Raw genomic sequence first — 15061 nt, 5'->3', positions numbered from 1 at the left:
CATTGTAGCATTCCTCCATCAGGAATACCGGAGAGCGCCATGAGTGAGCAGAAAAGGCTGTTTTTTGGCATCAGCCTGCCGCAAGAGGTTGGGCAAAGCATTGTAAAGTGGCGGGCAGACAACTTTGCCGCTGAAGCGGGTCGTCCATCAGAAGCAGCCAGACTGACGCTGACGCTGGCCTGGCCTGGCGAGGTCAGCAGCGAGAAATCCATCGTGCTGCAACAGCAGGCCGCCAGGATCAGGCAACCCGGTTTCACCCTTACGCTGGATGATGCCGGGCACTGGCCGGGCGTCGGTTTAGTGTGGCTGGGACCCAAACGCGCGCCACGCGGCCTGCTGCAACTGGCTGAAATGCTGCGTTCGCAGGCTGCCCGCTGCGGCTGCTATCAAAGTCCACAACCTTTTCATCCCCATATCACGCTGCTACGCAACGCGGTCAGGCCGGTGGCCTTACCGCCGCGCAATTTTCAGTGGTCGTTTCGCGTTGAGCGTTTTGCCTTATTTGAATCCATTTATTCCCGTGGCCGTACCCGCTATAAGCAGGTGGCTGACTGGGCGCTGCATCAGGAAGAGTGATGATTTTCGATCCACCTTTGCGACCAGCCACGCTGGTTTTACGTTACAAACGTTTTCTTGCCGATGTCATCACGCCTGAGGGTGAAAAACTGACGCTGCACTGCGCCAATACCGGTGCGATGACCGGCTGCGCCACGCCGGGAGATACGGTCTGGTACTCCACCTCTGACAGTCTGACGCGAAAATATCCGCACAGTTGGGAGCTGACAGAGACGCAGCTGGGAGAGTGGATTTGCGTCAATACCCTGCGCGCCAACAGCCTGGTGAAAGAGGCACTGAACCAGCAGATCATCCCGGAATTATCCGGTTACAGCCAGCTGCGTGCTGAGGTGAAATATGGCGAAAGCCGCATTGATTTTTTGTTGCAGGCAGAGGGCCGCACCAACTGCTATATTGAAGTCAAATCCGTAACGCTTTGCCAGAATGGCAAAGGCTATTTTCCGGATGCGGTAACCGTGCGGGGTCAGAAGCATCTGCGGGAACTCGGCAGAATGGCTGAAAATGATCAACGTGCGGTTCTGTTTTTTGCCGTTTTGCACTCGGGGATTGAGGACGTTACCCCGGCGCGTCATATCGATGCGCACTATGCAGAACTACTGGCACAGGCGCAGCGAAGTGGGGTTGAAGTGCTTTGCTATAAAGCACAGTTATCACCTGAAGGACTCTCGCTAAAAAAGGCACTGGCTGTGAAGTTGTAAAGTTTGACGCAATTTGCTGATATCAAAATGATCTCAGTACTGTGCCGATATGCTTTTCCTCACATGCTTGTCAAGGGATGTTCAGGAATAATTGCCAACCTTGATCGCTTCTGCTATTTATAGCGACCTGTTTTTATCCCCTGTGGGGATCGATAGTGCGTGTTATCCAGGAGAAACAACATGCAAGAAGGGCAAACCCGTAAAACCTCGTCCCTGAGTATTCTCGCCATCGCTGGGGTGGAGCCTTACCAGGAGAAGCCGGGCGAAGAGTACATGAATGAAGCCCAGCTGGAGCATTTCAAGAAAATCCTGGAAGCCTGGCGTAATCAGCTTCGCGATGAAGTTGACCGAACGGTTTCTCATATGCAGGATGAAGCTGCCAACTTCCCTGATCCGGTTGACCGTGCGGCACAGGAAGAGGAATTCAGTCTTGAACTGCGTAACAGGGACCGTGAACGCAAACTGATTAAAAAGATCGAAAAGACGCTGAAGAAAGTAGAAGACGACGATTTTGGCTACTGTGAATCCTGTGGTGTTGAAATCGGCATCCGTCGCCTTGAAGCACGTCCTACCGCCGATCTTTGCATCGACTGTAAAACTCTGGCGGAAATCCGCGAGAAACAGATGGCCGGTTAACGGCTTTAAAGAGGGTGCGGTGAGGCAGCTTTATTGCTGGCCTGACCGCCCTTCTTCCCACTTACAGCCTTTATTATCGGGCGTCGCCGTCATGGCACATATCGCCATCCGCACCGGGCAAGAATTTCAAACGCAGACTGGTCTGGCATCGTCAGTAAATCAGCCTGACTTAACAGGTTATTGATGTTTTCTTCTTATATCGGGCGTTTTGCCCCCTCCCCTTCAGGCGTTTTACATTTTGGCTCCCTCGTTGCCGCATTAGGGAGTTACTTACAGGCACGTGCACAGCATGGACAATGGCTGGTGCGTATCGAAGATATCGATCCTCCCCGTGAGATTCCCGGTGCCGCTGCGGGTATTCTTCAGCAACTTGAACATTACGGCCTGTTGTGGGATGGCGCGGTATTGTGGCAGTCGCAGCGCCACCAGGCCTACAGGGAAGTCCTCGCCTGGCTGCAACAGCAGCAGCACAGCTATTACTGCACCTGTACACGCCGTCGTATCCAGCAATGCGGCGGCATTTATGACGGTTACTGTCGTACCCGGCATCGCGATGCACAAAACGCGGCAATCAGATTGCGAAACGAAAATCCCGTCGACCGCTTTAACGATGCTGTACGGGGTAACATCGTTGCTGATGCCGGTCTGGCGGGCGAAGATTTTATTATTCATCGACGTGACGGGCTGTTTGCCTACAATCTGGCGGTGGTGGTGGACGACCACTTCCAGGGCGTGACGGAAGTGGTCAGAGGGGCGGATCTGATCCTGCCTACGGTGAGACAGATAGCACTTTTTCAACAGTGTGGCTGGTCCGTTCCCGGCTATCTGCATCTGCCGCTGGCTGTAAATCGTGACGGCATTAAGCTGTCAAAGCAGAACCACGCGCCAGCGTTACCCGCCGGGGATCCGCGTCCCACATTGGTTGAGGCGTTGCAATTTCTCGGCCAGCCCGTCAGCAGGGAGTGGGCAGATCTTTCCGTCGAGGCGCTGCTTAAGCAGGCAGTACAATGCTGGAGCATCGCCGCCCTTCCCCGCGAAGATGTGCTTTATCAACACAAGGTTATTTCTTCTGTTTCAGGCGATGAACGGAAACAGAATGAGGATAACAGATGAGCATTCTCAAACGGGCCGCGCTGAGCTATGATTAGCCGCTGTTTTTATTGCCCAGCTTTAATTGTCACTATCGAGGTGTCCTATTTTTACCCGCGTTGCTAATTTTTGCCGAAAAGTTCTGAGTCGCGAAGACAAAACGCCTGCCGAAACGGTTGAAGCGCATCAGATGGCCGTTATTCCTCGCGACGGTCATACTATCTCGCGTAAAGATATCAGTGAAAATGCCCTCAAGGTGCTGTACCGCCTGAACAAAGCCGGTTATGAAGCCTACCTGGTCGGCGGTGGCGTTCGTGACTTACTGCTGGGAAAAAAACCGAAAGATTTTGATGTCACCACCAATGCCACGCCGGAACAAATGCGTAAGCTGTTCCGCAACTGTCGGCTGGTGGGACGTCGCTTCCGTCTGGCGCACGTCATGTTTGGCCCGGAAATTATTGAGGTCGCCACTTTCCGCGGACATCACGAAGCACAGCAGGTTAATGAAGATCGCAACAATTCCCAGCGCGGTCAAAACGGAATGCTGCTGCGCGATAATATTTTTGGCTCCATTGAAGACGATGCCCAACGCCGCGACCTCACTATCAACAGCCTCTATTACAGCGTTGCCGACTTTACCGTGCGCGACTACGTGGGCGGCATCAGCGATCTGCAACAGGGTATTATCCGCCTGATTGGCGATCCGGAAACCCGCTACCGCGAAGATCCGGTCAGGATGCTGCGGGTTATTCGTTTCGCCGCCAGACTGGATATGTCCATCGCACCAGGCACGGCTGAGCCCATTCCCCGTCTCGCCACGCTGTTAAATGATATTCCGCCAGCGCGCCTGTTCGAGGAGACGCTGAAACTGTTGCAGACCGGTTTTGGTCACAATACTTATCTGCAACTGCGCGAATATCAGCTGTTTCAGCCGCTGTTTCCTGTCCTTACCCGTTACTTTACCGAAGCGGGTGACAGTAACATGGAGCGGATGATCGTTCAGGTGCTGAAAAATACCGACAACCGCATTCACAATCAGATGCGCGTGAACCCGGCCTTTCTGTTCTCCGCCATGTTCTGGTATCCCCAGCTGGAGGCGGCACAGAAAATTGCGCAGGAGAGCGGCCTTGCTTACTACGATGCCTTTGCTCTGGCGATGAATGACCTGCTGGATGAAGCCTGTCGTTCACTGGCGATCCCGAAGCGCATTACCACCCTGGTTCGCGATATCTGGCAGCTGCAACTGCGCCTGCCACGCCGCCACGGCAGACGTGCATGGAAACTGATGGAGCATCCCAAGTTCCGTGCCGCTTATGACTTGCTGGCACTGCGTGCGGAAGTGGAAAACAATCAGGAGCTGTTACGTCTTTCCGCCTGGTGGGGAGAGTTCCAGGTGGCGGCGCCGCCCCAGCAAAAAACCATGCTCAACACGCTGGGGGACGATCCGGTGCCTCGTCGCCGCACCCGCCGTCCACGTAAGCGTATTTCTGATTCGCGCCGTGAGGGTAACCACAACGCATGAACCGCGTCTGGCTGGCATTAGGCAGTAATCTTGCCGACCCGCTGCATCAGGTGCAGGCAGCACTGGATGCGCTGGCCGCCCTGCCGCAAACGCGGCTGATCACCGCTTCCTCTTTCTGGCGCACGCCCCCTTACGGACCCGCCGATCAACCCGATTATCTCAATGCGGCGGTGGCGCTGGACAGCGAACTGACGCCGGAAGCCCTGCTGGACCATACTCAGCGTATTGAGCTGGAGCAGGGACGTGTGCGCAAGGAACACCGCTTTGGACCGCGCACGCTGGACCTGGATATTATGCTGTTCGGATCGCTCACCCTGAACACACCACGGCTGATCGTCCCGCATTACGATATGCACAACCGCGCCTTTATGCTGGTCCCGCTGGTGGAAATTGCGCCGGATATTACTTTCCCTGACGGCACCCGCGCGGCAGATATTCTCGCCGGACTGGACAGCAGCGCCATTCAGCCCTGGTAGTGCAAACCCCCGTTTCATCCTTTAAGATACGCCCTCCAGAAAACATCTTGAGAGGTTGCGATGAAACCGACGACGGTATCTACCCTTCGCCAGTGGAAAAAGAGCGGACGCAAATTTGCCTCCATGACCGCCTACGACTACAGCTTCGCCCGCCTGTTTGCCGATGAAGGCATCCAGGTATTGCTGGTGGGCGACTCGCTGGGGATGGTGGTGCAGGGCCATGATTCCACCCTGCCCGTTACGCTGGCAGACATTGTTTATCACACCCAGGCAGTGCGCCGTGGTGCGCCCCATGCCCTGCTGCTCGCCGACCTGCCGTTTATGACCTATGCCACAGCGGAACAGACCTTCGACAGCGCCGCTCAGCTGATGCGCGCCGGCGCCAATATGGTCAAACTTGAAGGCGGCCAGTGGCTGGCTGACACCGTCAGGCAGTTAACCGAACGTGCCGTGCCGGTATGTGGCCATCTTGGTCTGACGCCGCAATCCGTTAATATTTTCGGTGGCTACAAAGTACAGGGCCGCGAAAGCGCAGCGGCAGAAACGCTGCTGAACGACGCGCTGGCGCTGGAAGCCGCCGGCGCGCAAATGGTGGTGCTGGAGTGCGTGCCCGTGGCGCTGGCAGCGCGGATCACCACTGCGCTGAGCATTCCGGTTATCGGTATCGGTGCAGGGAATATGACCGATGGGCAGATTCTGGTGATGCATGATGCTTTTGGCATTACCGGTGGACATATTCCAAAATTCGCCAAAAATTTCCTTAGCGAGGCTGGCGATATGCGCGCCGCCGTCAGACAGTATGTTGCAGAAGTCGAAGCGGGCACTTATCCCGACGAAGAACACAGCTTTTCTTAATCCAGGAGAAACATCGTGCTGATTATTGAAACACTGCCGATGCTGCGCCGCGAGATCCGGCGCTGGCGGCAGGACGGTAAACGTATCGCGCTGGTTCCTACAATGGGTAATCTGCACGATGGGCATATGACGCTGGTCGATGTGGCACGCGAACAGGCCGATATTGTTATCGTCTCGATTTTTGTCAATCCCATGCAGTTTGACCGCGCCGACGATCTCGCCAGCTATCCACGCACCCTCCAGCAAGATTGTGAAAAGCTCAATCGTCGCAAGGTGGACCTGGTATTTGCTCCCGCGCCCGCCGATGTCTATCCCGCCGGGCTGAGTGAGCAGACCTTCGTTGAAGTTCCCGCGCTTTCCACATTACTGGAAGGTGCCAGCCGCCCCGGACATTTTCGTGGCGTTTCCACCATCGTCAGCAAACTGTTTAACCTGGTACAGCCGGACCTGGCCTGCTTTGGTGAGAAGGACTATCAGCAGCTGGCACTGATCCGCAGGATGGTTGCGGATATGGGGTACGATATCGAGATTACTGGTGTGCCAACCGTCCGGGCCAGAGATGGCCTGGCGCTCAGTTCACGTAACGGTTATCTCAGCGCCGATGAGCGTAAAATCGCCCCTGAACTGAGTAAAGTGATGAACAGCCTCGCGGACCAGTTGTCCAACGGGGAACGACACATTGAGCAGATGCTCAGCGATGCTGAAGCCGCGCTGGCGATCAAAGGTTTGCGCGCCGACGGGCTGGCCATCTGTGACGCTGACACCCTGCAACCCCTGACCGTTGACAGTCAGCGGGCGGTGATCCTGATGGCGGCATGGCTGGGCACCGCACGGCTGATTGATAACCAGCAGGTTGATCTCCGCGCCTGATTATCCGCAGGGTATTGTGGCCCCGTCCATCAGGCTGTCTGGCGTTCTTTTTTGATTATCGGCGAAAGGTAAAAGGTTATGAACCGTACTATGTTGCAGGGCAAACTGCATCGGGTCAAAGTGACCCAGGCAGATCTTAATTACGAAGGCTCCTGTGCCATTGACCAGGATTTTCTTGACGCTTCCGGCATCCTGCAATACGAAGCTGTCGATATTTATAACGTGACCAACGGTCAGCGTTTTTCCACCTACGCCATCGCGGCGGAGCGGGGATCGAAGATTATCTCCGTCAACGGTGCGGCTGCACGTTGCGCCTGTGAAGGCGATATTTTGATTATCTGCTCCTATGTTGATATGCCTGACGAACAGGCGCGACAGTGGCAACCGAAAGTGGCCTATTTCGAAGGTGATAATCTGATGAAACGGCTGGCTAAAGCCGTACCGGTTCAGGTTGCCTGATGCGACGTTCAGCTCAGCCGCTTGTCTGAAAACTCAGGGCCGGATAACCGGCCCTTTTTTCTGCCTCAGGTGCGCAGCCCCCTGCCGCGCTCAATCAATGCCCAGACAAGGATGTAGAATCCCAAAATAAAGGCCAGTAAAACCGCAAGGGTAAAGGCCAGCGGCACGTCAGCAATCCCCAAAAAGCCATAGCGGAAACCGCTAATCATGTAGACGATGGGGTTCAGCTTTGACACCACCTGCCAGAACGGCGGCAGCAGGGTAAGGGAGTAGAACACGCCTCCCAGATAGGTCAGCGGCGTCAGCACAAACGTTGGGATCAGACTGATATCATCAAAGGTGCGGGCAAATACCGCATTCAGCAGGCCAGCCAGCGAAAACAGGATCGCGGTCAGCAGCAGCGTGACCGCTACCATCAGCCACGAATGCACCTATAACGGGACGAAGAACAGCGAGACGGCGGTTACCAGCACCCCGACGCAAACGCCACGCGCCACGCCGCCGCCCACATAGCCGGCGATGATCACATGCGTTGGCACGGGCGCTACCAGCAGCTCCTCAATGTTGCGCTGGAACTTCGCGCTGAAGAAAGACGATGCCACATTGGCATAGGCGTTGGTGATCACCGCCATCATAATCAGCCCCGGCACGATAAACTGCATGTAGCTGAAACCGTGCATGTCACCAATGCGCGCGCCAATCAAATTGCCGAAGATAATAAAATAGAGCGTCATGGTGATCACCGGCGGCACCAGCGTCTGGATCCAGATGCGGGCAAATCGGGTGATCTCTTTTTCCCAGATGCTCTTCAGGGCAACCCAGTACAAATGTGTCATGCTCTCTCTCCTCTGCGACCATTCACCAGGTCGACAAACAGCTCCTCAAGGCGGTTCGCTTTGTTCCGCATACTCAACACCTGTACCCCCTGCTGACTCAGCTGGCTGAACACGCTGTTCAGTCCCTGTTCGCGCAGCACTTCCACCTCCAGCGTCGAGGTATCCACCAGCCGGTACTGAAAGCCTTCGAGTTGGGGCAACGGACTTTTTGCTGCCAGATCGAGAATGAACGTTTCCGATTTCAGCTTCGCCAGCAGGCCTTTCATCGTGGTGTTTTCTACCAGTTCACCGCGCTGGATAATGCCGATATGACGGCACAGCATCTCAGCCTCTTCCAGATAGTGAGTGGTCAGGATAATGGTGGTGCCTCTTGCATTCAGATCCTGCAAAAACGTCCACATTGAGCGGCGCAGTTCGATATCCACGCCCGCAGTCGGTTCATCGAGGATCAGCAATTTAGGTTCATGCATCAGCGCGCGGGCAATCATCAGCCGGCGTTTCATGCCGCCGGAGAGCATCCGCGCCCGTTCATTGCGCTTATCCCACAGGTCGAGTTGCCGCAGATATTTTTCCGCCCGGCTCAGGGCATCTTTTTTTTCCACGCCGTAATACCCGGCCTGGCTGACCACAATTTGCAGGACAGTTTCAAACTGATTGAAGTTGAATTCCTGCGGGACCAGTCCCAGCTGGCGCTTGGCGTTGACCACATCCTGCTGTAAGTCATAGCCAAAGACGCGAACCTTACCGGCGGTTTTGTTCACCAGCGAGCTGATAATGCCAATGGTGGTGGATTTACCCGCGCCGTTAGGCCCAAGCAGTGCATAGAAGTCACCGGCTTCCACGTTAAGATCAATCCCCTTGAGGGCCTGAACGCCGCCCGCATAGGTTTTGGTCAGTTTTTCAAGTTCCAGTGCATAAGTCATAGGTTAAAGAGTGCCCTGTTCTGAGTGGTTTTTTTATTTACCGTTTTAAATCACGTTTCGTTGACCTATATTACAGCAACGCATGTAAAGTCCTGGTCGAGTAAAAATGAAAGATATCGATACCCTGATTAGTAATAACCGCGAGTGGTCCAAGCTGCTGAAAGAAGAAGATCCGGGCTTTTTTGAGCGTCTCTCGCTGGCGCAAAAACCCCGTTTTCTGTGGATTGGCTGCTCTGACAGCCGGGTTCCCGCTGAACGTCTGACCGGCCTGGAGCCGGGCGAACTTTTTGTTCACCGCAATGTGGCCAATCTGGTTATTCACACCGATTTAAACTGCCTTTCAGTCGTGCAGTACGCCGTTGAAGTGCTGGAAGTGGAACACATCATTATTTGTGGTCACTACGGCTGTGGCGGCGTGCAGGCGGCGGTGGAAAACCCCGAGCTGGGCCTGATCAACAACTGGCTGCTGCACATTCGCGACCTGTGGTACAAGCATAGCTCCCTGCTGGGTGACCTGCCGCCGGAAAAACGCTTTGATAAATTGTGCGAGATCAACGTCATTGAGCAGGTGTACAACCTGGGCCACTCCACCATCATGCAGTCAGCATGGAAGCGCGGTCAGAAAGTGACCATTCACGGTTGGGTTTACGGTATCCAGGACGGTCATCTGCGCGATCTGGAAGTCGCCGCCACTAACCGTGAAATCCTTGAGCAACGCTACCGTCACGGTATTGCTAACCTGCGAAATGACCTGTAAACACAGGCGATTAACAGGGCGGGTATGATATAACAGGCCGGAAATTCCGGCCTTAATCGATTGTGCGGTGGCAGGGTTTTCTGAAAGATAAAAAACTACTCTTCCAACATCACCACTTTACCCACGTAGGGCAAATTACGATAACGTTGAGCGTAATCAATACCATATCCCACCACAAATTCATCCGGAATGGTAAAGCCGACATACTCAACCGCGACCTCGACTTCGCGGCGATCGGGTTTATCCAGCAGCGTGCAAATGGCCAGTGATTTTGGCTGGCGCAGACGCAGGATCTCACTGACCTTGCTCAGCGTATTGCCGGAATCAATGATATCTTCAACGATCAGCACATCCTTACCGCGAATATCCTCATCCAGATCTTTAAGAATTTTAACATCCCTGGTACTGGACATGCCGCTGCCATAGCTGGAGGCGGTCATAAAATCGACTTCGTGCGGCACCTCAATTTTGCGGCAAAGATCGGCCATAAACATAAAAGAACCGCGTAGCAGGCCAACCAGCACCATATCACTGCCGCTATGGCGATAGTGTTCGGTGATCTGCCGACCCATTTCAGCGATACGTGTGGCGATCGCTTCTTTAGAAATCATGATATCTACGGTATGTTTCATAAATCACATATCTCGATGATTTTATTAAGTTAAAAATCCAGACCTTGCTGAAAATCAGCGATTCACACCCCGATTTTGCACTCACTCCTGCCAGAGAATCAGCGCCTGCGATGACAGGGAGGCCTTTTGCAGCGGGGGAGTATATCAGGGACGGGAGCAAAATCGTGCTCATTTTCGAATGACGAATGGATGTCAGCGTGCCGTTGAGCGGCCTGGCCGTATAACGCAACAGATCCTGACATCATTTTATTTGGATTAATTTATATTGGAGGATTTTGCCATTAATTGTTAATTTTTCTCTGCGCTAATAATGCAATCCACATTGAGATGATCACCGAGATTCTTTATATCTCCGTTGTAAAAAATCACTAAAACCCGGAAAACGAATTTATTACCACCGTTTGCGCAAATAAATTAACCGGCCAGCACCAGTACAGGATTGCAATTCGTTTTAATTATGATTAAATTCCAAACGTTACCGGAAATATTATGCTTATCCCTATACGGGATAATGCCGGATTATTATTAAATTCAATAGCACACCACAACCGACAGAGGAGAGCCAGAACAACGTTTATTTTATAAACAGAATACTACTCAGATGCCAGGATGATGGTTTACAAATATTTCATCAAAATACCACCTCGCCTCTTTGTTGTATTTATAAAATTCACAGCGCAGAAAAAATAACAACATCAATATTTTTATTTCAAATGAATGTTAAGGATAACAACATTGAAAAACAAACATTTTATATACTACTGTTCTTTTTTTATTTCTATGACTTCCGCCGCAGGCATAATGCTGCCAGATGTTGACGTTCAGGAGTATCGTGACTTTGCTGAAAACCTCGGAAAATACACGACTGACGCAAGCTCCGTTCCTGTCTTTAAAACAGATGGTTCACTCTCTGACTATTTAAAATTTTCCATGCCAGATTTTGGATCTGTTATTTCAGCGGGATACTCAACGTTAATTTCCCCCTCCTATATTGTCAGCGTTAAGCACAATAGTGGTTATAAAAACGTGACGTTTGGTAATGGCGCCCGTTTCGCAGAGACTTATCAGCTGATTAGTCGTAATAATCACAGCAGCCTCGATTTTCATATTCCACGGCTTAATAAGGTGGTGACAGACGCCGCACCTGTTGCCATCGTTGGCCAGTCAGATTTCCTCAGCAATTATAAATCTCGTTACATGTGGTATACCCGCGTCGGTGCAGGTACCCAGACCCAGGTTAATGAAGAAGAAACAGAGCGTGTTTCTCTTGCATCAGCTTACAAATGGAAAAGTGGTGGAACCATCAGCACAGAGAGTGTGCGCAACCTTTCCTCAAATACCTACCTGAAATATTACAATCTCGGCCCTGATGATGCATTTACCACGCCTCTTTCCATAGGGACCGAAGGTGGAGACAGCGGTAGTCCCGTCTTTGCCTGGGACGAGGTCGAGGGACAATGGAAACTGGTCGCGGTGCACCGTGGTTACGATCAGGATAAAGGCGTCTATCAGAGGCGTGCGGTGGCGGTCTATATTCCGCAGGATTTTGTGGCATCAACACAGGCATCGCATACTTCTGCGGACGTCACCGACAGCAGTAAAGATGGCACACTTTACTGGGGAGAAAGCACCGTCAGCCAGGGCAATACCAGCTGGTCATGGCAGGGGCTGGACGAAAAATACAGGCATCTTGCCCCCTCAGAAGCGAGCAACGATGAACTCGATGCCAGCAAGGATCTTCGGTTTAATGGCGATGGGGGCGTGATCGCCTTGCAGGATGCGGTCAATCTCGGTGCCGGAAAACTCCAGTTTTCCGCTGACTATACGCTGACTTCAGCTGAGGGCGCGGATGCAACCTGGGTTGGTGGTGGTGTCGAGGTCGATGCCGGAAAGGACGTGCTGTGGCAGGTGAATGGCCTGGCCGGGGATGCGCTACATAAAATTGGTGAAGGCACGTTGCATATCAATGCCACGGGCGTTAATGCAGGCAGCCTCAATACCGGCGCGGGAACGGTCATTCTCGATCAGCAGGCTGACAGCGCAGGACAGAAACAGGCCTTTTCATCGGTGACGCTGGTCAGTGGCCGTCCGACAGTGATACTGGCCGACGCAGACCAGGTGAGCAGTGAGAACATTCGCTTTGGTTATCGCGGCGGCACGCTGGATCTGAATGGCAACGCACTGCGCTTTAAAAAAATCAACCATACCGACAGTGGTGCCACGCTGGTTAATCATCATGCTCAATCCGCCGCCACGCTGACGTTGACAGGCTATTCCAGCGAGGACGTTCCCTTTAATAAATGGAGTTCCTCGGGCAAAGGCACCATCGGTAACCTCTATCAGTACAGTAATCCCTACTCAAAACAGACTGAATACTTTCAGTTAAACTCCACCTCTTACGGCTACTTTCCAACCAGTCAGTCCAGTACAGCCACCTGGACCTGGCTCGGCACAAATGCTTCTGAAGCGGTCAACTACCGGCTTTCTCAGCTGAATAATGATGTATTCAGAGGTTTTTTGGGTGAGAGGGACAGCAATAAAACCAACGGTGAGCTGAACGTTACCGTCAACCAGCAAGGTGACTCGTCGAAGATGACACTGAGCGGGGGCTTTAATCTTAACGGCAGCCTGAATGTCTCTCAGGGCACGGTGATCCTGTCCGGGCAACCCGTGGCCCATGCAGGTGGCGTGGTGGTGGATGACGACTGGTCCACTTCGTTGTTTAAAGCTCATCAGGTGGTGGTCAACAGTGGCGCCACATTTCAGGTAGGAGAGTATGCGGACGTCACTGCCGATGTCGTCGCAGGCGAATCATCGAAGCTGATGTTTGGCTATAACAACAGTGAAGTGCAACAGGATAGAATCTGGCGCTGTTACGCGGTGATTAACACTGACAGCGTAAACTGTAGTCAGCCCGCTCGCACCCGTCAGGAACAGTCAGCGCTGTCATACAGTGCGGTCACCGGCGATGTTTCTCTGGCCGACAACGCCAGCCTGTATCTGGGGAAAGTCGATTATCAGGGGCGTATCACCTCATCAGGCACCACCGCGCTGACGCTCGATCCAGCGGCTTACTGGCGATTGACCGGCAGCAGTTCGGTCACCACCCTGAATGCCCTCAGCGGCTCGCGGTTATCCCTGCTTTCCAGCGGAAAATGGTCAGCAAAACACCTTGAAGTGGATACATTGAACGCTACCGACATGACTCTCAGCCTGGGGGTCATGCCCTCCACGGCAGAAAACGACAAGCTGACCATCAGGCGTGCCGCAACCGGTGCCAGTAACATTCTTGATGTTTCTTTGATGCTGGATGCGTCCCAACCGGTTTCCCTGCTGAAAGATCTGGTGATGGTGGATGCCCCGGCAGGCACCTCACACAGTTACTTCACCCTGCCGGATATCGCTTTGGGCTTCAGCCTGTATTCGCCAAACTATCAGGTACAGGAAAATGATGGGCGGGTATTATGGGTATTGCAGCATAACAGTGATCCCACCCCCGTCCCTCCAGATGATGACAGCGCATCTGATACGGACAACACGCCAGCGGCAGATGATGACAGCGCATCCGATACGGACAACACACCAGCGGCGGATGATGACAGCGCATCTGATAAGGACAGCACACCAGCGACAGATGATGCAGCCGCCGGGGACAACCCCGCTTCAGCACCTCCGGAACAGGGCGGATTTTCGCCACAGGACTGGTTCACCATTAACGATAATCAGCCGCTTATTGACAAAACTCGCGGCCTGATGGCCTCTCGTCAGTATCTGTTAAACGAAATGTTCAGCACTATGCATCAGCGTTCCTCGCTGTTGCGAGACCTGCCGGAAAAAAGGGGTGAATGGGCCACACTGGAGCATCATCTGGGTAGCTGGCAGGACTTCACGCTGACCCAGCAGACGCTCAGCCTGGGCTGGGATACGGTATTTAATCAACAAACAGTGGGTATGAGCGCCAGTCACAGCCGGGGAAAAACCAAAGGTAATGGTCGGGCGACTCATTATATGTCCGGTGTGGGCATCAGCTATTCCTGGTCTTCACCGGTCGGCTGGTTTATCGACAGCGCCAGTCGCTACACCTGGCTCAAACAAGAGTTCAGTTTCGACCCGCTGCCTGGCATCAACGAGGCCTCCCCGTCCTCTCACATCATCGCAGCCAGTATCAAAAGCGGATATGAATTTACTGCCTGGCAGAACAGCCTTTCAGTTTCGCCCTACATTGGCCTGAGTGGTGCTTATCTTTCCGGCTACAGTCTGAGGGGAGAAAATGCCGACATTGCGCTCAGTTCCTCCACGCCGTGGCAGATGACCAGTGGCGTCGAGCTGAAAAAGCGTGGACTGTGGTCCGGCATTCCCCATCTGGTGCTGAGCGCGGGGATAGAATATCAGTATGCACCCGCCCGGGCGGGTTCAACGCTGAATTTATCTGACAGCCACTCGCACCGGCAATATGATGCCCTGTCCGATAACCGATACCGGCTTCATGCAGGTATTGAAGGTAAACCGGGCAAGCATCTGTCGGTTGTTGTACAGGGCAAAACCAGCTTTGCTGGTAACTTCAGGACCGATTACAGCGGTCTGGCTGGACTGACCTACTCTTTCTGATTTTGCGGCTGGCAGGGTGTATTTAATGCAAGGGGGGAGATCCGCAATAAGCTTTATTTTCGCGCGGACTCCCACCGGAGAAATATCCCGCCCTGCACGACTTCTGGCTTTGCCATATTTGTGC

Annotated in this window: 13 protein-coding genes and 1 pseudogene; 11 read left to right on the top strand and 3 right to left on the bottom strand. The window is 53.3% G+C overall.

What is annotated here, in order from left to right:
* Nucleotides 1-39 precede the first annotated feature (39 nt).
* The 9 genes from thpR to panD all read left to right on the top strand — a co-directional run bounded on the left by thpR (nt 40) and on the right by panD (nt 7181).
* Nucleotides 40-576: an RNA 2',3'-cyclic phosphodiesterase gene (gene thpR / locus BG55_RS10475; protein WP_034937248.1), complete on the top strand. Its 537-nt coding sequence runs from the start codon at nt 40-42 to the stop codon at nt 574-576.
* A complete protein-coding gene (gene sfsA / locus BG55_RS10470; RefSeq protein ID WP_034937245.1) occupies nt 576-1274 on the top strand; it encodes a DNA/RNA nuclease SfsA in 699 nt (232 codons plus the stop codon). The genes thpR and sfsA overlap by 1 nt, the downstream gene beginning before the upstream one ends.
* 180 nt (nt 1275-1454) lie before the next feature.
* Nucleotides 1455-1910 (top strand): RNA polymerase-binding protein DksA, encoded by a 456-nt coding sequence (gene dksA, locus BG55_RS10465; RefSeq protein ID WP_034937242.1) that lies wholly within the window; start codon nt 1455-1457, stop codon nt 1908-1910.
* 183 nt (nt 1911-2093) lie between these two features.
* On the top strand, nt 2094-3023 hold the full coding sequence (gluQRS, locus tag BG55_RS10460; protein ID WP_052018783.1) for a tRNA glutamyl-Q(34) synthetase GluQRS: 930 nt from the start codon (nt 2094-2096) through the stop codon (nt 3021-3023).
* An 82-nt stretch (nt 3024-3105) separates the two neighbouring features.
* Nucleotides 3106-4521: a polynucleotide adenylyltransferase PcnB gene (gene pcnB, locus BG55_RS10455; RefSeq protein ID WP_235192747.1), complete on the top strand. Its 1416-nt coding sequence runs from the start codon at nt 3106-3108 to the stop codon at nt 4519-4521.
* Nucleotides 4518-4997 (top strand): 2-amino-4-hydroxy-6-hydroxymethyldihydropteridine diphosphokinase, encoded by a 480-nt coding sequence (gene folK / locus BG55_RS10450; protein WP_034937237.1) that lies wholly within the window; start codon nt 4518-4520, stop codon nt 4995-4997. Before pcnB ends, folK begins: the two co-directional genes overlap by 4 nt.
* A 60-nt stretch (nt 4998-5057) precedes the next feature.
* A complete protein-coding gene (panB, locus tag BG55_RS10445) occupies nt 5058-5852 on the top strand; it encodes a 3-methyl-2-oxobutanoate hydroxymethyltransferase (protein ID WP_034937235.1) in 795 nt (264 codons plus the stop codon).
* Nucleotides 5853-5867: 15 nt separating this feature from the next.
* Nucleotides 5868-6722, top strand: a complete 855-nt coding sequence (panC, locus tag BG55_RS10440; RefSeq protein ID WP_034937233.1) for a pantoate--beta-alanine ligase — start codon at nt 5868-5870, stop codon at nt 6720-6722.
* A 78-nt stretch (nt 6723-6800) separates the two neighbouring features.
* A complete protein-coding gene (gene panD, locus BG55_RS10435) occupies nt 6801-7181 on the top strand; it encodes an aspartate 1-decarboxylase (protein WP_034937231.1) in 381 nt (126 codons plus the stop codon).
* Between the two features lie 65 nt (nt 7182-7246).
* Here panD and BG55_RS10430 read toward each other — a convergent pair.
* Together BG55_RS10430 and BG55_RS10425 are read right to left on the bottom strand one after the other, a co-directional pair.
* A pseudogene (locus BG55_RS10430) lies at nt 7247-8017 on the bottom strand (ABC transporter permease).
* Complete coding sequence (locus BG55_RS10425; RefSeq protein ID WP_034937229.1) at nt 8014-8940, bottom strand: ABC transporter ATP-binding protein; 927 nt, start codon at nt 8938-8940, stop codon at nt 8014-8016. The pseudogene BG55_RS10430 and the gene BG55_RS10425 overlap by 4 nt, the downstream one beginning before the upstream one ends.
* A gap of 106 nt (nt 8941-9046) precedes the next feature.
* Here BG55_RS10425 and can point away from each other — a divergent pair, with 106 nt between their 5' ends.
* The gene (can, locus tag BG55_RS10420) at nt 9047-9697 is read left to right on the top strand and encodes a carbonate dehydratase (protein WP_034937226.1); all 651 of its coding nucleotides are present in this window, start codon (nt 9047-9049) and stop codon (nt 9695-9697) included.
* Nucleotides 9698-9792: 95 nt separating this feature from the next.
* Here can and hpt read toward each other — a convergent pair whose 3' ends face one another.
* Entirely contained in the window at nt 9793-10329 is a 537-nt protein-coding gene (gene hpt, locus BG55_RS10415) for a hypoxanthine phosphoribosyltransferase (protein ID WP_034937223.1), read from the bottom strand.
* 801 nt (nt 10330-11130) lie between these two features.
* Here hpt and BG55_RS10410 point away from each other — a divergent pair.
* Nucleotides 11131-14937, top strand: coding sequence for a S6 family peptidase (locus tag BG55_RS10410; RefSeq protein ID WP_235192744.1), 3807 nt, complete (start codon nt 11131-11133; stop codon nt 14935-14937).
* Nucleotides 14938-15061: the final 124 nt, after the last annotated feature.

Source organism: Erwinia mallotivora (assembly GCF_000590885.1).
Taxonomy (GTDB): Bacteria; Pseudomonadota; Gammaproteobacteria; order Enterobacterales; family Enterobacteriaceae; genus Erwinia; species Erwinia mallotivora.
Note: the sequence above shows the minus strand (reverse complement) of the source record. Positions and strands in the feature narration are given on the sequence as shown.